Below are 18,998 nucleotides of genomic sequence, written 5' to 3'. Positions count from 1 at the left end.
CTGCTTTATTGCCGCAGCCAACTACTTGATAAAGTAAGCGCTTACCAATACAGACTAACACTTTTAAGGTGCTTACTACACAGCGTAAGCACCTTTTTTATGCGATAAGATTTTTAAGGGATAATTTACGGATTACGGGTTTGACCATCACCTACAACCAGCCATTTGTAACTGGTAAGCTCTTCTAAACCCATTGGACCGCGAGCATGCAGTTTTTGGGTGCTGATGCCTATTTCGGCGCCGAGGCCAAACTGGGCACCGTCGGTGAAGGCAGTGGACACATTGGCGTAAACAGCTGCCGCATCAACGTCATTTAAAAACTGAGCAATATTTTCGGCATCTTCAGAGATAATGGCTTCGCTATGTTTAGAGCTATTCACAGCAATGTATGCCAAAGCTTCGTTAAACGAACCTACCGTTTTAATAGCCATCTTCATCGAAAGAAATTCGGTACCAAAGTGTTCCGGGCTTGCCTCGTGCAAAAGATTGGCAGGATAATCACTTTTTAATGCTTCAAAAGCCTGCTCATCGGCAAAGATCTCTACTTTTTTTTCTTTCAGGATATGTGCCAGGCGCGGTAAGTCATTTAACCGTGCCGAATGGATGATCAAACAATCCAAAGCGTTGCAAACACTTACGCGGCGGGTTTTGGCGTTAGCAATGATCTCTGCACCTTTCTCCGGGTTGCCCGATTCATCAAAATAAGTATGCACAATGCCCGCGCCTGTTTCGATTACCGGAACCTTACTGTTATCCCGCACAAAGTCAATCAGCGATTGACTTCCCCTTGGGATGAGCACATCAATATAACCAATGGCATTTAGTAGCGCTGTAGTGGCCTCACGCTCGGCAGGGAGCAAGGTAGCTACGTTAACATCAACATTGTGTTTTGCTAATACGCTATGGATAACCGAAATGATGGCCCGGTTAGAAAAATCGGCATCACTGCCACCTTTTAGTATGCTGATGTTACCTGTTTTAAAGCAAAGCGCAAAAACATCAAAAGTAACATTGGGCCTGGCTTCATATATAACACCAACAACGCCAAGCGGCACACGTATTTTTGATATGGATAAGCCGTTGGGCATTTCTGTAGCCGAAAGCTGTTTACCAAGCGGGCTATCTAATTTGGCAACGCTCAACATATCGTCGGCAATACCTTTGATCCTGTCGGCAGTAAGTTTAAGGCGGTCGTATTTTGGATCAGCCGGATCCATGCGGTCAAGATCTTTCTGGTTTTCGGCCAGGATATATTCGGTTTGAGCAATTGCCTCAGCAGCTACATCCTCCAAAACTGCATTGATGAGGGCAGGGGCAAGGGTAGGTTTACGGCTTGCCTCACGTGCTTTATCGAAATAACTGTTGTAGGTCATGGTATTTAGCCTTGTAAGTAAAGATAATCATAATGTACGAGTGCCTTCTGGTTTTTTTGGCCGATGCGTTCACGGGCTTTATCTGCACCATATTCGGCAATGCCTAAGCCAACCAATTTATCCGTATCGTCTATCAGTTTAATAATGTCGCCTTTTTTAAAGTCGGTTATTACACCAACAATGCCAACGGGTAATAAACTGGTTGCTTTATTGGAGATCAGCGCTGCTTTTGCACCCGCATTAATCAGTACGCTTCCGGTCGCCGATTTTTCGGAATGAGCAATCCATTTCTTTTTGCCCGATGCTGTTTTATTGGGGATGAAACGGGTATGCGTAACCTGGTTTTCCAAAACATCGGTCAATATGTTATCCCGTTTACCATTGGCTATATGTACCGAAATACCCAACTGGGCTGTTTTCTGAGCCATGGTTGATTTGGTGATCATCCCTCCGCGGCCAAACTGCGAACGGCCTGATGAGACAAAGGTTGAAAAATCAAGTTCGTTGCCGCTAACTTCATCTATTACTGCCGAACCTGCCGCTTTTGGATCGCCATTGTAAATACCATCTACGTTGGTGAGGATAATGAGTGCGTTAGCGTTAAGCATCGAAGCTATCAGGCCTGCCAGCTCATCATTATCGGTAAACATCAATTCAGTTACCGATACCACGTCATTTTCGTTCACAACAGGGATAACTTCGTATTGTAATAAGGCCTCGAGGCAGTTTTTCATGTTGAGGTAATGCATCCTGTCCCTGAAATCCTCGCGGGTAACCAAAACCTGTGAGCATAGGATCTGAAACTGCTCAAACAAATGCGAGTACGTATTGATCAGTTTTACCTGCCCAATAGAAGCCAGTACCTGCCGGGCGGCAACGGCATCTGTTTTTTCTGCAACGTTGATCAGACTACGTCCGGATGCTACAGCACCTGATGAAACCAGTATCACTTCAATACCTTGCTTTTTTATCGCAGCTATCTGCTCAACCAAATGCGTTATACGCGACAGGTCGGGGAGACCGTTTTCCTGGGTGATAACATTTGAGCCGATTTTGATAACAATGCGTTGATAATTGAAAGCCATTAGTACAGTACAGATTGAGGCTTCAATATTACAAATTTGGGAGTAATTAGGCTTCGTTTATTTTGAAATATCCACTAAAGTGATGGATTTTATAGTGAAATGATGCTAAAATCATCAAAAGTTTAAAAAAACATAGCAGAATGCTTGACAGTCAGCATTAAATTTATATTTTTGTCGACTAATTCTATAGACAATGTATCATTTTAATGCAATTGCCGTTCAGCCTATGTTAAAAATGCAGCCCCATGCTGTAATGTGTTGTTGTTGAGAGTAACGTTTCAATTAACAATAATCAACCAACCAATCACTTTTTACCACCACACAAAATTACTTCATGAAAATTTTTACAAACTCAATTAAAATAGTTGTGCTTTTCCTGGTACTGTTACCGGGGCTAAGTTACGCGCAACTTAACGGCTCATATATATTGAGCGGAAAAGTAAACGATGACCAGGGCAAGCCACTGGTAGGAGCAACCGTATCTATTAAAGGTACAACCAACAAAACATCAACCGATACAACCGGCAAATTTTCGTTAACCACCAGTGCCAAGCTGCCTTACACGCTGATTTTTACAGCGGTGGGTTACCAACGCCAGGAGTTTAACATTAAAAACGCTAACAGCGCGGTGAATATTACCCTTACTACGCAATCGTTATTGGTTAATGAAATAGTAGTAACAGCTTCCCGCAAGGAAGAAAAATTACTTCGTTCGCCCGTTGCAATTGAAAAGTTGAGCATCACCGCTTTAAAGCAATCGCCTGGCCCAAGTTTTTACGACGCGCTTGAGAATGTTAAAGGTGTACAGATGACCACCACAAGTATTACCCTTAAAGTACCTAATACACGTGGTTTCAACAGCCCAAATAACTTTAGATTTATGCAACTGGTTGATGGTGTTGATATGCAATCGGCTACATTAGGTGTACCGCTTGGTAACGCTATTGGCCCAACGGAGCTTGATATTGCCAGTATAGAAATAACTCCCGGTGCGGCTGCTGCGCTTTATGGTACTAACGCTATTAATGGTTTATCAAACTTATTCACCAAAGATGCTTTCAAATATCAGGGCTTAAGCTTTTACCATCGCCAGGGTTTAAACCACGTTGGTAAAGACCGTTTAGGAGCGAGTTCACTTACCGAAGATGCTTTAAGATATGCCAAATCTTTTAATGATAAATTTGCCGTTAAAGTAAACTTTAGTTACATGCAGGGCCAGGACTGGCAATCAGATACCCGCCTTGACCAAAACCCCACCAATCTTAAATCAGCAAATCCGGCTTATCCTGAACTTACCGGCATCAGCAATGCTGCATATGACGGCTGGAACAAGTATGGCGATGACGCGCTTGCAGGTAGTAATACCGTATCTATAAAAGGCATCACAGTTGATGGTAAGGCTCGTCCAAATCTTACTGTTGCACGTACAGGCTACAACGAGGTTGACCTGGTTGATCCTCACGTGAAAAACTTAAAGTTAGATGGTACTTTGTCTTATAAATTATCGCCTAATACTATTTTATCCTACACTTATCGTTACGGAAGGCTTGATGGGGTGTTTCAGCGCGGTAACAAGATCTCATTACAAGGTGCAACAGTTCAGAACCACAAGATTGAGTTGAAAGGCAAAGATTTCCTGGTACGTGGTTACGAATCAATTGAAAATACCGGCAACTCGTTTAACGTAAAGCCATTAGCTGATAACCTTGATCTTAACCATGCCAGCAACTCGGCATGGGGCACTTTATATGGTAACGCTTTAAAAGCCTATAACGGCGGAGTATTAACATCAGCAAATATTGCTGCTGCAGAACAAGCTGCGCGTGCTGCTGCCGATAAAGGTCGTGTTGAACCAGGCACTCCTGAATTTGACGCTTTAAGGAAAACCATTATTGGGATCAATAACTGGGATATTAAATCGAGCCTGATTCCTAACGCCCCCGCTACCGGCGGTGCTGCATTAGTGCAAAAAAGCCACATGTACAACGGCGAGGCTCAATGGGATTTGACAGATAAAGTGAAGTTTGTTGACCTGTTGGTTGGTGCCGATGTACGCGTGTACAGCATTACACCTGATGGTAATAACTTCGTAGATTTCACTCGCTCAATTGCCGACAGGAATACTCCATTGGCAGATGGTACTTTTGGTAAAGACGTAATCTACAAAAAATATGGTGCCTTCACCCAGGTTACCAAAACGTTTTTTGATGAAAAACTGAAATTATTCGGCTCCATCCGCTGGGACCGTAACCCATACTTTGATCCTAAATTTACACCGCGTTTAGCTGCTGTTTATACTGTTAACCAAAACCATAACTTCAGGTTCACATTCCAGAACGGGTACCGTTTCCCTTCACTGTTTGAGGCTTTATCGTATGTAAATAATGGTCGTGTAAAACGTGTTGGTAGCTTACCATTCATTAACGAGGGTTTAGGTTACCTTGGTAACAGTTATACCCAAACATCGGTGGTAGCATTCAACGCAGCTGTAAATGCCGCGGGAGGCTCGGATCAGGCTGCCCTGGCTAACCGTAACCTGCTTAAAGTGGCCGATCTTCCTCCTGCCCGTCCAGAGCAAATCACTTCTTTTGAAGTAGGCTATAAAGGTATCGTAGCCGATAATAAAGTATTCATCGATATTGATGCGTACACCAACCGTTACAATGGTTTCCTTGGCCAGGTACAGGTATTTGTGCCAAACGGTGCTACAGTAGGAACTGACGCGGGCGTATTGTCTATGCTTGACATCAACCGTGACCCTACAACAGGTACATCAAGTAACGCAGCGAGCCAGGGTCAAAGCAGGTACCGTGTTTATACCAACGCTAAGAACATCTATCATAACTATGGTTCGTCAGCAGGTGTTACTTACAATTTTTATCAGCACTACACGGTATCAGGAAACGTAAGCTTTAATAAGTTAAAAGCTCAAACAGCATCTGATATCTTTGTTACAGGCTTTAATACTCCGGAATGGTCAGGGAACGTATCGTTCGGTAACCGCGAGGTGGTTAAAAACTTTGGCTTTAACGTGGTTTACAAATGGCAACAGTCATACCTGTGGGAAAGCCCATTGGTTACCGGTACTGTGCCATCAATCAAAACAGTTGATGCCCAGGTTACTTACCGCGTGCCTTCATACTATGCCACATTTAAGTTAGGTGCTACCGATATCTTTAACAAAAGGTACTACCAATACGCAGGCGGCCCAACCATTGGCGGATTATACTACGTATCGGTAACGCTTGATGGTTTATTAGCCGGCAACAACAATAAATAAGCGCTTTTATTACGTTTTATATTAGTTTGTAAGGGGATGAGGTGTAAAAACTTCATCCCCTTTTTTGTTTTGTCTATCGTTATTATAAAAGCGTCGTGCCTCGCAATGAGAAGCAATCCCCTAACCACAGAGGAGCTGAGCAAATCCAGCCTTTATAGTTCGCGATTGCTTTGTGCCTCGCAATGACGGTGGAGATTATGATGGAAACAAAAAAGGCCAACTGATTTTTCAACCAATTGACCTACGTATAAAAAAAGCATCTTTGACTTATTTGGCAGTTACCTCATGCAGTCCGCATTCTTTCTTGGATTGGTCTTCCCACCACCAGCGGCCGGCGCGAAAGTCCTCGCCTTCGGCTACTGCGCGGGTACATGGCATGCAGCCGATGCTCGGAAAGCCTTTATCGTGTAATGAATTATAAGGGATATTATACTGTTTAACGTAAGCTTTCACTTCATCCAATGTCCAGCTGAAAATAGGGTGGAACTTTACCAGTTGGTTTTGCTCATCCCATTCAAGGTCATGCATATCATGGCGATTAACCGACTGCTCTGCACGGATACCGGTGATCCAGATTTTGTTGCCTTTTAAAGCACGTTTAAGCGGCTCTATTTTACGGATACCACAGCACTCCTTACGGTTTTCAACCGATTCGTAAAAGCTGTTCGGGCCTTTTTTGCTTACCATTTCTTCCAGCAGTGCGTTATTAGGATAGTAGGCATGAATGGGTTTTTGGTACCTGTTCATAGTGGCTGCCCAAACTGAATAAGTTTCGCGGAAAAGTCTGCCGGTTTCAAGTGTGAAAACTTTAATAGGCAGGTTATTGGTAAAGATCATGTGACTGATCACCTGGTCTTCCCAGCCAAAACTGGTGGAAAATATAACCTCACCCGGGAAACGCTCTGCCAGTTTGGTGAGGGCTTCAACGGGGCCAAGTCCGGTGGTTATACCTTGTATTTGTTGTAATGCGGTGCTCATTTTATATAACCTTGGTAACGAACATAATGATGGATCGGATACTGATAAGGATAACTATTACTGATACCGCCACCATGATGGTTTTTGCTGAGATTTTATTAGATATTTTAGCTGCTATCGGCGAAGCGAGCGCGCTGCCTAATATAAGCCCTGCTACAGCTTGCCAGTGATCGCTGCTTACCATTGCAATAAAGGTTATTGAACCCATCATTGCCACAAAAAAGCGGGATAGTTTAACAGTGCCTAATGAAAAACGAGGGCTCCGGCCGCCAGCTATCAGGGTAGAGAGTACGATTGATCCCCAACCACCACCGCCAACAGCATCAATAAAACCACCGCCTAAACCAAGCAAAGAAATGCGTTTTACTTTATCTGCGGATTTTTTCTTTTGCGTATTGAATGCCTTCCTGAATATCACTATACCCAATATCAGGGTGTAAACCGATACAACAGGTTTGGTGTACATGGCATAATGCTCAAGCGAGGATAATAAATAAGCGCCCGTTACTGCCCCTATAATACCGGGGATAACCAATAGCTTAAATAGCTTCCAGTTAATGTTACCCATGCGGTAATGCATCCAGCCAGCTATGCCACAGCTCAATATTTCTGATAAATGCACCCCCATACTTGCCGAAGCAGGAGGGATGCTCATGGAAAGCGAAAATGTAGTTGACGTAACGCCGTATGACATGCCGATAGCGCCATCTATCATGGCAAATACAAAACCTGCCCCTAAAAAGTAATAAAATATAGGATCGATTCCTGTTACGAAGTTCTTAAAATTGGGCTCTTTGAAATAAAGTGCCGTTATACCAATAGCTAACGATACAATAATGGTAGACCAGATGAGCCAGATGAAGTTTTTCCGGCTGGCGGCTTTAGGCTCAACCAAAACAGATGTCACGCTGTTTAATTTTTTTACCTTATCGGTAAAGTCGCCTTCAAGGGTATTTCTAAGTTCGCTCATTTGCTGCAAAGTGATATCGAGCTCGGCAGGGAGGCTTTCGTTTAATACTTCTTTTAATCGTTTTGCCACAGTGGGTGATTTGCCGTTGGTAGATATGGCCAGTTTCAGGTCACCTTTTTGCACTATTGATCCTAAGTAAAAATCACACAATGCAGGCTTATCCGCTACATTGATCAATAGTTTACGCTCATGTGCTGCATTACGGATATAGTTATTAAGCTCGCTATCGTTGGTAGCAGCGATAACTATATCTGCTTCGTTCAGGTCATCCTCGGTAAATGATTTTTGCACGATGCGGATACCAGGGTATTGTGATGCAAGTGTATGTACATCGGGCAAAAACTCGCGCGAAATAACTGTAACCCTCGCACTGTTGCTGTTGTTAAGTATAGCGGTAAGTTTTTCCAAACCAACATTGCCGCCGCCAACAAGCACCGTATGCAGATCATTCAGTTTTAGGAATACAGGGAAAAGCTGGTTGCCTTCCTGTTTTTCGTCCTGAATGTTAGCTAAACTCTTATCCCCGGGCAACAATGTCATAAACTTCTTGTATCAGTTGGAATTTTGGATGAAGCGACACTACCTCGCCTAAAACAATAATGGCAGGCGACGAGATTTTATTTTCTTTAGCAGCATTGACAATAGTATCAACCGTAGCCACAGCAATTTTCTCGTCAGCTGTCGATCCGCTTTGAATAACGGCTACAGGAAGCTTGTTTTTACCTTGCTGTTTAAATATTTCTGTTATTTCGGCCAGTTTATGGATACCCATCAACACAACTACAGTGGCTTTTGAGCGCGAAGCGTCAATAAGATCATTCGAGATTTGGCCATTTGCTGTTGTACCGGTAACTACCCAGAAGCTTTCGCTTAAACCGCGATGAGTAACTGGAATATTCTGTAGCTCAGGCACGGCTATGGAACTGGAAATACCCGGAATAACCGACGCCGGTATATTATGCGCTGCAGCAATAGTTAATTCTTCATATCCGCGGCCAAATACAAACGGGTCGCCTCCTTTTAACCTCACTACGTGACCGTAGTTTTTAGCATAATCAACCATGAGGTTGTTAATTGCTTCCTGCGAAAAAGTATGATCACCAGACCGTTTGCCTACGTAAACTTTTGTTGAGCTTTCCGGGGCATATTCAAGCAGTTCTTCGTTAACCAAAGCATCATACAAAACAACATCGGCTGTTTTTAAAGCTTTGATGGCTTTTACTGTTATCAGGTCGGCATCACCGGGGCCAGCGCCTACAAGGGTAATACGTGGTTCTTTTATATTTTTATTACTATCGGTCATTATTGTACAAGCGCCTCTCTCTTATCCTTGCTTCTGCTTAAAAATTCTGTAGCCTGTGCCAAATAGGCTGTGGCAAACTCTTGTGATGGTTCGTTTTGATTGAGCTGTAATACCAGGTCGTTAAAGCTTCCGTTCAATTCAAACTCGCCTTTGTCAACGTATTGGGCATCAAACTCGCGAATCACGCCAACCTGTGTGCTGCTGTTAACGGCTTTATCAAGCAATAATGCCTTTGCCGAGCTTACAAAAACATTGTAGGCGTGATAAATAGCATCGGCCCAGCGGCCATCTGCATAAGCTTCATTAGCCCAGCCCAATTTCTCTTCTGATTCAAACAATAAGGTAGCTACCAAATCGATAATTACACCGGCGCACTCACCAACGCCAATGGCGGTAACAAATGTTTCCTGGTGACCCCAGTCAATGTATTCGTCATCGGTAAGAGTAGTTAAATCGGCAAGTGGCTTCAGCAAACGGTAAAAATAATCTTTACCCTGCCTGTCATAGTATTCGTGGTAAGTTTCACCTTCAGGCGAAAACTCTTTATAGTCGTTCAATAACCATCTTAAAACATCAGTAGCACGTTTGGTAGGAACTTTGATCACCCTTTCGGCAGCACGGCCAACGCCATCGCCAACTGTACCGCCACCCAGCATCACCTGCACAGATGGTAATACTTTAGCGCCCGCTTTAAGCGAACTACCATGGAAACCTATGTGAGCCAAACCATGCTGACCACATGAGTTCATACAACCACTTATTTTGATCTTGATTTCGCGGTTATAAATAAAATCTTCGTATTCGTTATAGATCAGGTCTTCCAGCACCCGGGCCATGGTCATACTGTTTGAGATGCCAAGGTTGCAGGTATCTGTACCTGGGCAGGTGGTAACGTCAGCTATGCTATCAAAGCCCGGCGCTGCCAGTTCCAATTTAGCTAAACCTTCATACAATGCTGGAAAGGCTTCTTTTTGCACATACTTTAACAGCAAACCCTGGTTTTGAGTGATGCGGATCTCGTTACCAACCAAGGGCTCTAATGTTTTCACCAATGCGCGGGCGGTATCAGATGAAATATCGCCTACAGGCACCTTGATATATACACCATAAAAGCCTTTTTGCTTTTGCTCAAAAACGTTGGTAGCCAACCATTGCTCATAACGCAGCGGGTTGCTAATGGTCACTTCAGGGTAGCTATTGGTTGGAGGCAAAGCCGGGGCGTCAACAGCGTCGCGGTTAACAGGGTATGATTTTACCTTGTTGGCTGTGCGCTCAATTTTGGTTAAGCGCAATACTTCATCCAATCCTAATTTCTGGATAAGGTATTTCATGCGGGCCTTATTACGGTTGTTGCGCTCGCCATAGCGGTCAAAAACACGGATTACTGACTCGATATAAGGAATCAGCTGGTCTTCAGGTAAAAACTCTTCAACAATGCTGGCTAAAATAGGCTGTGCTCCTAAACCACCACCGAGCATGATCTTGAACCCACGCTCGCCGTTGGCATTTATTTTAGGGATAGCACCAATATCGTGGATGTATGAAAATGCGGTATCCTCATCGCTTGATGAAAAAGAGATCTTGAACTTACGGCCCATTTCCTGGCATATCGGGTTACGCAGAAAATAATCAAACGTAGCGTATGCATATGGAGAAACGTCAAACGGTTCCTTCGGATCGATACCGGCAGTAGGCGAGGCTGTAACGTTACGAACGGTATTACCGCAGGCTTCGCGAAGAGTAATATCATCCTGTTCAAGCTTGGCCCACAGCTGAGGTGTGCGATCAAGGCTTACATAGTGGATCTGGATATCCTGACGGGTAGTAAGGTGCAGGTTGCTGCTCCCAAATTCGTCAGAGATCTCGGCAATCTTTAATAATTGCTTAAAGCTAACCTTACCGAAAGGTAATTTAATACGCACCATCTGTACACCTGGTTGACGCTGGCCGTATACACCGCGCGCCAAACGCAAACTCCTGAATTTTTCATCATGAATTTTACCTTCACGAAAAGCATGGATCTTTTTTTCAAGATCGACAATATCCTTCTCAACAATGGGATTCTCCAGTTCTGTTCTGAAGCTCTGCATATTCTATGTATTAATCTTTTATAAAAAAGCCCCTTTGGCTGTGGCTAAAGAGGCATATATGGTTAAATATTACGTTTATAGCCTCGTTTTGCCATTGCGCATACGGCAATAGGTTAACTGGTTAAGGCAAGTAATATCAATGCTCTCATGATTCATTTCCCAAATATATATATAGTATACGGAAAAGGTAGCATTTAAATAAAAAAAACTGCGTTATGACAGTTTTATGAAGCTTTGAAATTAAACGCTGATGAGGGTAGTTTCGCGTTTGATGATATCAGCGATACTCGTTTCGCTTAATATTTTAAGTGTGGCATCCCTTACTTCAACAAACACATCCCTTATGCCGCAAGTGCTTTCCTGGTGGCACTCATCACATTTATGGTAAAAATTTAAGCTGGCACACGGCACCATGGCAATAGGGCCATCGGTTATGCGCATGATGCTTACCAGGAATATGTCTTTAGGGTCGCGGTTAAGGCTGTAGCCGCCACCAGCGCCTTTTTTACTGTACAGAAACCCTGCATTGCGCAGATCAAGCAGTATTTGCTCAAGAAACTTTTTAGGGATCCGTTCAGTTTCGGCAATCTTCGAAATTTGCATAGGCGGCTGGTCAATGTTTTTGCCAAGAACCACAAGTGCCTTTATAGCGTACTTAGTTTTTTTTGAAAGCATTTTCTAAAATAAAAACTCACAAAGTTAAATAAAGATATTATCTAAATTAACTATTTTTTCGAGTAATATTATAGATTATATAGAAAGGATATTTTATACAGACTTTGTTATATAAAAGTTACAATTGATGCCGATCTGAATGACCAAGACTTTTAGCCGGGTTAACTTTATCACGAATAGCCTGTTTTAACTCTTTGATCTCGGGGAAATGCCCGTCGCGCTTACGGTCAAACAGTGTTTCTTCATCAACACTAATGGTATATCTTCCGTTTACTTCACTTGGTTTTAATGTAACACCACTTACATCATCAGTGAAAGTTGTAAGCAGTTCCTGGGCCATATAAGCGGCCCGCATCATCCAGTTACATTTAGGGCAATATTCGATAGTTATAGTTGGCTTCATGCTGCTGTTATGGGTTTCTTTGCTATAATAAATCTTTCTTCGGTATGGATACTTAAAACCTTAAGGTCGTCACCAACTGAAATTATGCCGGTATTTTCATGCACCAGGTTTTGCCCAAACATGATCTTATTGTTTTTCATACGGTAGGAGGCCAGTGTTTTCAATGGCTCTTTAGCTTTCATAGCTGTTTGCTGATCGATGGTGGTTAATACACAACGGGCGCAAAGCTTTGCCCCGTAAAAGTTTATACCTGCTATCGTTATCTGGTTCATCAGGTCTTCGCTGTAAGCATCGCCGCCGGTAAAAACGATATTGGGGCGAAAGCGATTCATTGGTAAGGGTTGAGCCATACGCTTGTTGAGATCGTCTAACGAAGATTGTCCTATTAATAAAAAGGGATAGGCATCGGCAAAAGAAGTGATCATGCCGGGTTTGGCATAACGCTGGTCAACTTCTCGTTCACTATCGTCCGGCATATAAACCAGGCGACATTTCATATTGAGGGCCTCGCTGAACCACCGGTCAAATTCTTCGCTTACATATTGCCCCAAACATGTATCATCCCAAACTGCAAACTGTTGCAAAGTTTTTTTTTCGGAATTAAACGGAATTAATAATGACCCGCTTGAATGATGATGTACTGCTATACCTTCATCTTCGATTGTCGCTTTTAATAAAGCCATCTGCGGAAACTCACGCTGGGTTATAAAATGCCTGTGTTCATTAACCAGCATCCAGCGCCGGTCGTGCTGTAGGCCACGACTGGTAACCACCGCGCTTTGTACGGCAATACCCCCTAATGATTTGATGGGATAAATAAATAATTCGCTTATCTGGAGCATGGGGTAAAAATAAGAAAAGAACCTTGATTTTCAGGATTAGAGGATTTCATGATTTCCAAACCAGAAATTATGATGAGGATAATCCTTCAATCCTAAAAATCACGGTTCAGAATTTTCACAATCGATTGCTATATCAATTTTTAATTAATATAATTGTTTTATCCAATTTCAAAACCAATTTTAAAACATATGCCATTAAGTAATGTAAGCGGCAATGCCAAGGCTAATAATACCTATGATGCTATCGTAATAGGCTCGGGTATTAGTGGTGGTTGGGCGGCAAAAGAGTTATCTGAACTGGGCTTAAAAACCATTATGCTTGAACGAGGCCGGAATTTCGAGCATATCAAGGATTATAAAACCGCTAACCAGGATCCCTGGGACCGCCATCACGCTGGTGCACCAACCCAAGCCCAGCGTAAGCAACGCCCTGTAATTTCACGTAATTGGGGGGCCACGGAACCTATTATGGATTACTGGACAGATGAGCAGGCTGCCCCTTATACCGAGATCAAACCCTTTAATTGGTGGCGCTCATACCAGCTTGGAGGCCGTTCCATTTTATGGGGAAGGCAAAGCTATCGTTGGAGCGATTTTGATTTTGAAGCCAATGCTAAGGACGGTTGGGCTATCGATTGGCCTATTCGTTATAAAGACCTCGCACCCTGGTATGATCATGTAGAGAAATTTGCAGGTATTAGTGGTTCCTTAGAGGGATTACCGCAACTACCCGATGGACATTATTTGCCGCCAATGGACATGAATTGGGTGGAAAAAGATGTGGCTGCCCGGATCAAGAAAAATTATAATGGAACAAGACATATGATTATCGGTCGCACGGCCAATTTAACTGCTGCTATTCCCGGGCGTACGGCTTGCCAGTTCAGGAACAGGTGCTGGGAGGGATGTCCTTTTGGCGGATATTTCAGTACCCAATCCTCAACATTGCCGGCTGCTTTGGCTACCGGCAACTTAACCGTTAGGCCGTATTCTATTGTTACTAAAATATTATATGATAAAGATACTAAAAAGGCCAAAGGGGTAGAGGTGCTTGATGCTGAAACCAACCAAACCTATGAGTATTATTCAAAAATAGTTTTTGTTAATGCCTCAGCATTGAACAGCGCGTGGGTATTGATGAACTCGGCTACCGACATTTGGCCGGATGGCTTAGGCAGTAGCAGCGGCGAACTTGGGCACAATATCATGGATCATCACTACAACCTTGGTGCAAGTGGTTTGGTTGAAGGTTTTGAGGATAAATACTATTACGGTCGTCGGGCCAACGGTATTTACGTACCACGCTTTGCAAACCTATTTGGTGATAAGCGAGATTACCTGCGCGGCTTCGGCTACCAGGGTGCTGCAAGCCGGATGGGTTGGAGCCGGGAAATTGCTGAATATAGTATTGGGGCTCAATATAAAGATGCACTTACTGAACCAGGCCCGTGGACTATAGGTATCGGCGGTTTCGGCGAACTGCTGCCTTATCATGAAAACAAGATCACCCTTGATAAAACCCGCAAGGATAAATGGGGGCTGCCGATTTTAGCAATGGATGCCGAAATTAAGGAAAACGAAAAGAAAATGCGTTTTGATATTACAAGGGAAGCCAAAGCTATGTTGGAAAGTGCTGGTGTGAAAAACGTTGAAATTCATGACCGCGGGCACAACGTTGGGGATGGCATCCATGAAATGGGCACTGCAAGGATGGGACGTGATCCTAAAACTTCGGTGTTGAACGGTAACAACCAGGTTTGGGACGCCAAAAACATTTTTGTTACCGATGGTGCAGCAATGACCTCATCAGCCTGTCAAAACCCATCGTTAACTTATATGGCTATGACGGCACGTGCCGCTCATTTTGCCGTAGATGAATTGAAAAAAGGGAATTTATAATATGGTGAATAGTGAGCGGTTGATTGGTGAATGGTTAAAAGCTGTTTATTAAAAATCAACCGCTTACTTGATCAACCCAATTAGCCATTTACAAAACATAAAATAACCACTCACTTAATCAACATAATCAACCACTCACCAACCATGAAAAAACTACTAACCATTTGCCTCTTGATAGGCGCATCAATAACCCAGGGATTTGCTAAAGACAAAGTATTGATATTTTGTAAAACAGCCGGCTTTCATCATAATTCAATAGCGGTAGGAGTGCCTGCAATAATCAAACTTGGGCAGGAAAATAATTTTGATGTGGATAGCACCACCAATGCTGAGAAGTTTACTGTCGATAATTTAAAACAATATAAAGCAGTGATATTTTTAAGCACCACAGGTGATGTTTTAAATGATATCCAGCAGGTTGCCTTTGAGCAATATATTAAAACCGGTGGCGGTTTTGTTGGTGTACACTCCGCAACAGATACCGAATACAACTGGCCGTGGTATGGTAAACTGGTGGGTGCTTATTTTAAAAGTCACCCGAGTAAACAACAGGAAGCTATATTGAATGTAGTTGACCGTAATTTCATTGCAACCAAACACCTGCCAGAAACCTGGAAACGACTTGACGAATGGTACAACTACAAATGGATAAGCGATGACCTGCATGTACTGATCAAAATAGACGAAAAAAGTTATACCGGCGGCGAAAATGGTGATAATCATCCAATGGCCTGGTATCATAACTATGATGGCGGCAGGGCTTTTTACACCGAGCTTGGTCACACTGATGAATCATATGCTGATCCGCTGTATTTGAATCACTTGTTAGGTGGAATTAAGTATGCGATGGGGAGGAAAAACTGAACCATGATTTTTAGGATTTAAGGATTGCTACGATCCTCGTTATAAAAAAAGACGGCCCGCAAATTTGTGGGCCGTCTTTTTTATCTATCACAACTATCATAGCAATCCCAAAATCCTAAGATTCATAGTTCTTTACGCATGTTGTATCGCTTCAACAAGCGCCTTATTGTGTTTATACCTGAATATAAACGGAAACACAATAGCGATTACCAAAGCATAACCGGCAAAGGTAAGCCAGATGCCGTGCCAGTCTTTACTTCCATCAGCATGGATAAAAAATTTATCGATAATAAAACCGCTTGCAATACTTCCAAAAAAAGCGCCAAAGCCATTTACCATCATCATAAATAAGCCCTGAGCACTACCTCTTATTTCAGGAGTTGTTTGTGTTTCCACAAATAATGAGCCTGATATGTTAAAGAAATCGAATGCCATGCCATAAACAATGCATGACAAAATGATCATCCACAAACCATTGGCAGGGTCGCCAAATGCAAATAAGCCAAAGCGTAAAACCCAGGCAAGCATACTAAACAACATCACATTCTTAATACCAAATTTGCGCAAAAAGAAAGGTATAGCTAAAATAAAAAGTGTTTCAGATACTTGGGAGATTGAGATGATCGCACCCGAATGCTCAACTGCGAACAGACCTTTATAAGCAGGGACTTTTGCAAAGTCTAAAATATAAGTGGTGCCATATGCATTTGTAAGTTGTAATGCCGCACCTAAAAGTAGTGAGAAGGTAAAGAAAATGGCAAATTTGGGTGTTTTGAATAGCTCAAATGCATTTAAACCAAGAGCATCTCTTAATGTTTTTTTACCGGTTTTGCCCAAAAGCGGAGGACATTTGGGCAGGGTAAATGAAAACAAACCCAGCGCTAATGCTACAGCAGAGGCAATATAAAATTGATTGGCACTGGTTTCGCTTTTCGTTGCATCTACCACTAATAAAGCAGCAATAAATCCAACTGTTCCCCACACACGTATCGGAGGATAAACTTTCACTACATCTTTACCTTCGTCTTTTAAAGCTGAATAGGCAATTTTTATAGATAAAGATAACGTTGGCATATAACAGAGCATGTTAAGTAATATAACCCAAAAAAATACGGTTGGACTTGTTACCATTGGTACACAAAACAGTACTATTGATCCCAAAATATGCAATGCACCATATAGTTTTTCGGCGTGTATCCATTTATCTGATATTATGCCCGCAATTGCAGGCATAAATATCGATGAAATACCCATGGTTGAAAAAATTGCCCCAAACTGTGCTCCTGACCAGCCTTTATTTTGAAACCAGTAGGCACCTACAGTAAGCAACCATGCCCCCCAGATAAAAAATTGCATAAAATTCATCAGTATTAAGCGGAACTTAATATTCATATGGTGCCGGGTTTAAATAAATTTAGTCAGTGTTAAATTAAAAAACGGAAAGTAGTGAAATAAATGTAAATCAGAAAGCTACAGTTACAGAAATTACGCTTGTTAAACAGAAACCCGGGATTGAGTTTCTGTTTAAATATTATTCATGTTGTAAATTACTCTTTAAAAATAGAACATCCAGATAGATCCGAGATCGAAAATCCGGATTCTAAAATCATCACGATGCTTTCCGTTTATTCAGTTCGTCACGGATCTTGGCGGCTTTTTCATATGATTCTTCGGCAAGCGCTTCCTGGAGCTTGGTCTTGAGCTCTTCAGTGCTGATAGAGGCGTAACCACTTACCGATGTGCTAACCGATTTTTCTTCGGGCGTTTCGTTGATGTTTTCCAGATAAACAAAATCGTTGCCTTCTATAACAATGCCTGCAGTTGAAAGAATAAATTCATAAGTGAAGATAGGACAGTCAAAGCGTACTGCTACGGCGATGGCGTCAGAAGTGCGGGCATCAATCTCTACAGAGCGTTTTCCATCACCGCAAATCAGTTTGGCGTAAAATATACCATCCACTAAATTGTAGATGATCACTTCCTGCACCTCAATCTGATATGCCTGGGCAAAACTCTTGAACAGGTCATGCGTGAGCGGACGGCTTGGGGTCATTTTTTCTATTTCGATAGCAATAGCCTGAGCCTCAAAACTGCCTATGATGATAGGCAAACGGCGGCGGCCGCTTACTTCGCCCAAAACAAGTGCGTATGCGCCTGATTGGGTTTGACTGTATGATAAGCCTACAATATCAAGCTTTATTTTTTTCATGTTATTCCCCATCACACTGTATTTATGCTGAAGCTTTATATTCTTTAACGGCTGCTATTAATTTAGGGAGTACTTCAAAAGCGTCGCCCACAATCCCGTAATCAGCTACCTTAAAAAACGGCGCTTCGGGATCTTTGTTTATTACTACGATAACTTTTGATGAACTTACCCCGGCCAGGTGCTGAATGGCACCTGAAATACCGACTGCAATATACAAATTTGGACTGACAGCTATACCGGTTTGTCCAACGTGTTCACTATGTGGTCTCCATCCGGCATCTGATACCGGCTTTGAACATGCCGTAGCAGCACCTAAAAGCTCGGCAAGTTCTTCTATCATGCCCCAGTTTTCAGGACCTTTTAAGCCACGGCCTCCGGAAACAACAATCTCGGCATCAGGAAGGGAAACTTTATCGGTTGAACGAACAATCTCTTTGATTAAAGCCTTAAAATCAGATGCTTTAGTCTCAGTACTAAAATTCTCAACCTGGGCTGTACCGCCTGTTTCAATAACTTTATAAGAGTTAGGTACAAGCGCGATAACCTTGATGGCCGAAGTAAGCTCAACGATTGCAAAAGCTTTGCCCGAAAAGGCCGTCTTTTTTACTTTAAATGAGCCGCCAGTTTGATCAGGTAAAGCAACCGCACCGTCGGCAACACCGGCTTCCAGTTTTACACCGATGCGGGGAGCCAACCCACGACCCGAGAAGGTGTTGGACAATACCACGACAGCTGAGCCTTCTTTTTTAGCAGCTTCGGCTATAACAGAGGCATAGGCCTGGTTTACAAAATCTTTTAGCTTATCACCTGATACATTAAGCACTTTATCAGCGCCATATTTACCTAATGAAGCTAATTCGGCGCTGTCAACATTGCCTATTGAAACAGCAGTAAGGGAAGTGTTATTTTGATCGGCAATGGCGCGGGCGTAAGAAACGGCTTCAAAAATTGATTTTTTGAATTTTCCCCCGGCATTTTCCGCATATATTAAAACTGACATAGTTATCTCTTAGTGATTTAGATCATA

15 protein-coding genes are annotated in these 18,998 nt (G+C 42.7%); 3 read left to right on the top strand and 12 right to left on the bottom strand.

The features are described 5' to 3' along the window. Positions 1–125: 125 nt before the first annotated feature. Together AC1DUD_RS11995 and proB are read right to left on the bottom strand one after the other, a co-directional pair. Complete coding sequence (locus AC1DUD_RS11995) at positions 126–1,373, bottom strand: glutamate-5-semialdehyde dehydrogenase (RefSeq protein ID WP_477374909.1); 1,248 nt, start codon at positions 1,371–1,373, stop codon at positions 126–128. Between the two features lie 5 nt (positions 1,374–1,378). Beyond that, positions 1,379–2,458 carry a glutamate 5-kinase gene (gene proB, locus AC1DUD_RS11990; protein ID WP_477374908.1) on the bottom strand — a complete coding sequence of 360 codons (1,080 nt, stop codon included), beginning with the start codon at positions 2,456–2,458 and terminating at the stop codon, positions 1,379–1,381. 334 nt (positions 2,459–2,792) lie between these two features. Between proB and AC1DUD_RS11985 the strand changes: the two genes are divergently transcribed. After that, complete coding sequence (locus tag AC1DUD_RS11985; protein ID WP_477374907.1) at positions 2,793–5,738, top strand: TonB-dependent receptor; 2,946 nt, start codon at positions 2,793–2,795, stop codon at positions 5,736–5,738. A 267-nt stretch (positions 5,739–6,005) separates the two neighbouring features. Here the strand turns inward: AC1DUD_RS11985 and AC1DUD_RS11980 are convergent, their stop codons facing one another. The 7 genes from AC1DUD_RS11980 to AC1DUD_RS11950 all read right to left on the bottom strand — a co-directional run bounded on the left by AC1DUD_RS11980 (position 6,006) and on the right by AC1DUD_RS11950 (position 12,999). Beyond that, on the bottom strand, positions 6,006–6,716 hold the full coding sequence (locus AC1DUD_RS11980) for a phosphoadenylyl-sulfate reductase (RefSeq protein WP_477374906.1): 711 nt from the start codon (positions 6,714–6,716) through the stop codon (positions 6,006–6,008). A gap of 1 nt (position 6,717) precedes the next feature. Next, positions 6,718–8,226 carry a TSUP family transporter gene (locus tag AC1DUD_RS11975; protein WP_477374905.1) on the bottom strand — a complete coding sequence of 503 codons (1,509 nt, stop codon included), beginning with the start codon at positions 8,224–8,226 and terminating at the stop codon, positions 6,718–6,720. Continuing rightward, positions 8,204–8,989: a uroporphyrinogen-III C-methyltransferase gene (gene cobA / locus AC1DUD_RS11970; RefSeq protein ID WP_477374904.1), complete on the bottom strand. Its 786-nt coding sequence runs from the start codon at positions 8,987–8,989 to the stop codon at positions 8,204–8,206. Before cobA ends, AC1DUD_RS11975 begins: the two co-directional genes overlap by 23 nt. Beyond that, positions 8,989–11,079 carry a nitrite reductase gene (locus AC1DUD_RS11965; RefSeq protein WP_477374902.1) on the bottom strand — a complete coding sequence of 697 codons (2,091 nt, stop codon included), beginning with the start codon at positions 11,077–11,079 and terminating at the stop codon, positions 8,989–8,991. The genes cobA and AC1DUD_RS11965 overlap by 1 nt, the downstream gene beginning before the upstream one ends. Positions 11,080–11,319: 240 nt before the next feature. Beyond that, complete coding sequence (locus AC1DUD_RS11960) at positions 11,320–11,754, bottom strand: RrF2 family transcriptional regulator (protein WP_477374900.1); 435 nt, start codon at positions 11,752–11,754, stop codon at positions 11,320–11,322. 118 nt (positions 11,755–11,872) lie between these two features. Then, the gene (locus AC1DUD_RS11955; protein WP_477374898.1) at positions 11,873–12,157 is read right to left on the bottom strand and encodes an Rdx family protein; all 285 of its coding nucleotides are present in this window, start codon (positions 12,155–12,157) and stop codon (positions 11,873–11,875) included. Next, positions 12,154–12,999 (bottom strand): MOSC domain-containing protein, encoded by an 846-nt coding sequence (locus tag AC1DUD_RS11950; protein WP_477374896.1) that lies wholly within the window; start codon positions 12,997–12,999, stop codon positions 12,154–12,156. The genes AC1DUD_RS11955 and AC1DUD_RS11950 overlap by 4 nt, the downstream gene beginning before the upstream one ends. A gap of 189 nt (positions 13,000–13,188) precedes the next feature. On the opposite strand from AC1DUD_RS11950, the gene AC1DUD_RS11945 reads away from it, so the two are divergent. Both AC1DUD_RS11945 and AC1DUD_RS11940 read left to right on the top strand, forming a co-directional pair. Further along, positions 13,189–14,898 carry a GMC oxidoreductase gene (locus tag AC1DUD_RS11945; protein ID WP_477374894.1) on the top strand — a complete coding sequence of 570 codons (1,710 nt, stop codon included), beginning with the start codon at positions 13,189–13,191 and terminating at the stop codon, positions 14,896–14,898. 144 nt (positions 14,899–15,042) lie between these two features. Further along, positions 15,043–15,762 (top strand): ThuA domain-containing protein, encoded by a 720-nt coding sequence (locus tag AC1DUD_RS11940; RefSeq protein WP_477374892.1) that lies wholly within the window; start codon positions 15,043–15,045, stop codon positions 15,760–15,762. A gap of 132 nt (positions 15,763–15,894) precedes the next feature. Here the strand turns inward: AC1DUD_RS11940 and AC1DUD_RS11935 are convergent, their stop codons facing one another. The 3 genes from AC1DUD_RS11935 to AC1DUD_RS11925 form a co-directional block, all read right to left on the bottom strand. Then, positions 15,895–17,154 carry a nucleoside permease gene (locus tag AC1DUD_RS11935; RefSeq protein ID WP_477374890.1) on the bottom strand — a complete coding sequence of 420 codons (1,260 nt, stop codon included), beginning with the start codon at positions 17,152–17,154 and terminating at the stop codon, positions 15,895–15,897. A gap of 217 nt (positions 17,155–17,371) precedes the next feature. Then, on the bottom strand, positions 17,372–17,971 hold the full coding sequence (locus AC1DUD_RS11930) for a bifunctional nuclease family protein (RefSeq protein WP_477374888.1): 600 nt from the start codon (positions 17,969–17,971) through the stop codon (positions 17,372–17,374). A 22-nt stretch (positions 17,972–17,993) separates the two neighbouring features. Beyond that, positions 17,994–18,971, bottom strand: coding sequence for an electron transfer flavoprotein subunit alpha/FixB family protein (locus AC1DUD_RS11925; RefSeq protein WP_477374886.1), 978 nt, complete (start codon positions 18,969–18,971; stop codon positions 17,994–17,996). Positions 18,972–18,998 lie beyond the last annotated feature (27 nt).

It is taken from the genome of Mucilaginibacter sp. P4_A11, from assembly GCF_056402535.1.
Note: the sequence above shows the minus strand (reverse complement) of the source record. Positions and strands in the feature narration are given on the sequence as shown.

Excerpts from the sequence above, each read along its gene's own strand:
- AC1DUD_RS11995 (WP_477374909.1), bottom strand. The coding sequence starts at position 1,373 with ATGACCTACAACAGTTATTTCGATAAAGCACGTGAGGCAAGCCGTAAA.
- proB (WP_477374908.1), bottom strand. The coding sequence starts at position 2,458 with ATGGCTTTCAATTATCAACGCATTGTTATCAAAATCGGCTCAAATGTT.
- AC1DUD_RS11985 (WP_477374907.1), top strand. The coding sequence starts at position 2,793 with ATGAAAATTTTTACAAACTCAATTAAAATAGTTGTGCTTTTCCTGGTA.
- AC1DUD_RS11980 (WP_477374906.1), bottom strand. The coding sequence starts at position 6,716 with ATGAGCACCGCATTACAACAAATACAAGGTATAACCACCGGACTTGGC.
- AC1DUD_RS11975 (WP_477374905.1), bottom strand. The coding sequence starts at position 8,226 with ATGACATTGTTGCCCGGGGATAAGAGTTTAGCTAACATTCAGGACGAA.
- cobA (WP_477374904.1), bottom strand. The coding sequence starts at position 8,989 with ATGACCGATAGTAATAAAAATATAAAAGAACCACGTATTACCCTTGTA.
- AC1DUD_RS11965 (WP_477374902.1), bottom strand. The coding sequence starts at position 11,079 with ATGCAGAGCTTCAGAACAGAACTGGAGAATCCCATTGTTGAGAAGGAT.
- AC1DUD_RS11960 (WP_477374900.1), bottom strand. The coding sequence starts at position 11,754 with ATGCTTTCAAAAAAAACTAAGTACGCTATAAAGGCACTTGTGGTTCTT.
- AC1DUD_RS11955 (WP_477374898.1), bottom strand. The coding sequence starts at position 12,157 with ATGAAGCCAACTATAACTATCGAATATTGCCCTAAATGTAACTGGATG.
- AC1DUD_RS11950 (WP_477374896.1), bottom strand. The coding sequence starts at position 12,999 with ATGCTCCAGATAAGCGAATTATTTATTTATCCCATCAAATCATTAGGG.
- AC1DUD_RS11945 (WP_477374894.1), top strand. The coding sequence starts at position 13,189 with ATGCCATTAAGTAATGTAAGCGGCAATGCCAAGGCTAATAATACCTAT.
- AC1DUD_RS11940 (WP_477374892.1), top strand. The coding sequence starts at position 15,043 with ATGAAAAAACTACTAACCATTTGCCTCTTGATAGGCGCATCAATAACC.
- AC1DUD_RS11935 (WP_477374890.1), bottom strand. The coding sequence starts at position 17,154 with ATGAATATTAAGTTCCGCTTAATACTGATGAATTTTATGCAATTTTTT.
- AC1DUD_RS11930 (WP_477374888.1), bottom strand. The coding sequence starts at position 17,971 with ATGAAAAAAATAAAGCTTGATATTGTAGGCTTATCATACAGTCAAACC.
- AC1DUD_RS11925 (WP_477374886.1), bottom strand. The coding sequence starts at position 18,971 with ATGTCAGTTTTAATATATGCGGAAAATGCCGGGGGAAAATTCAAAAAA.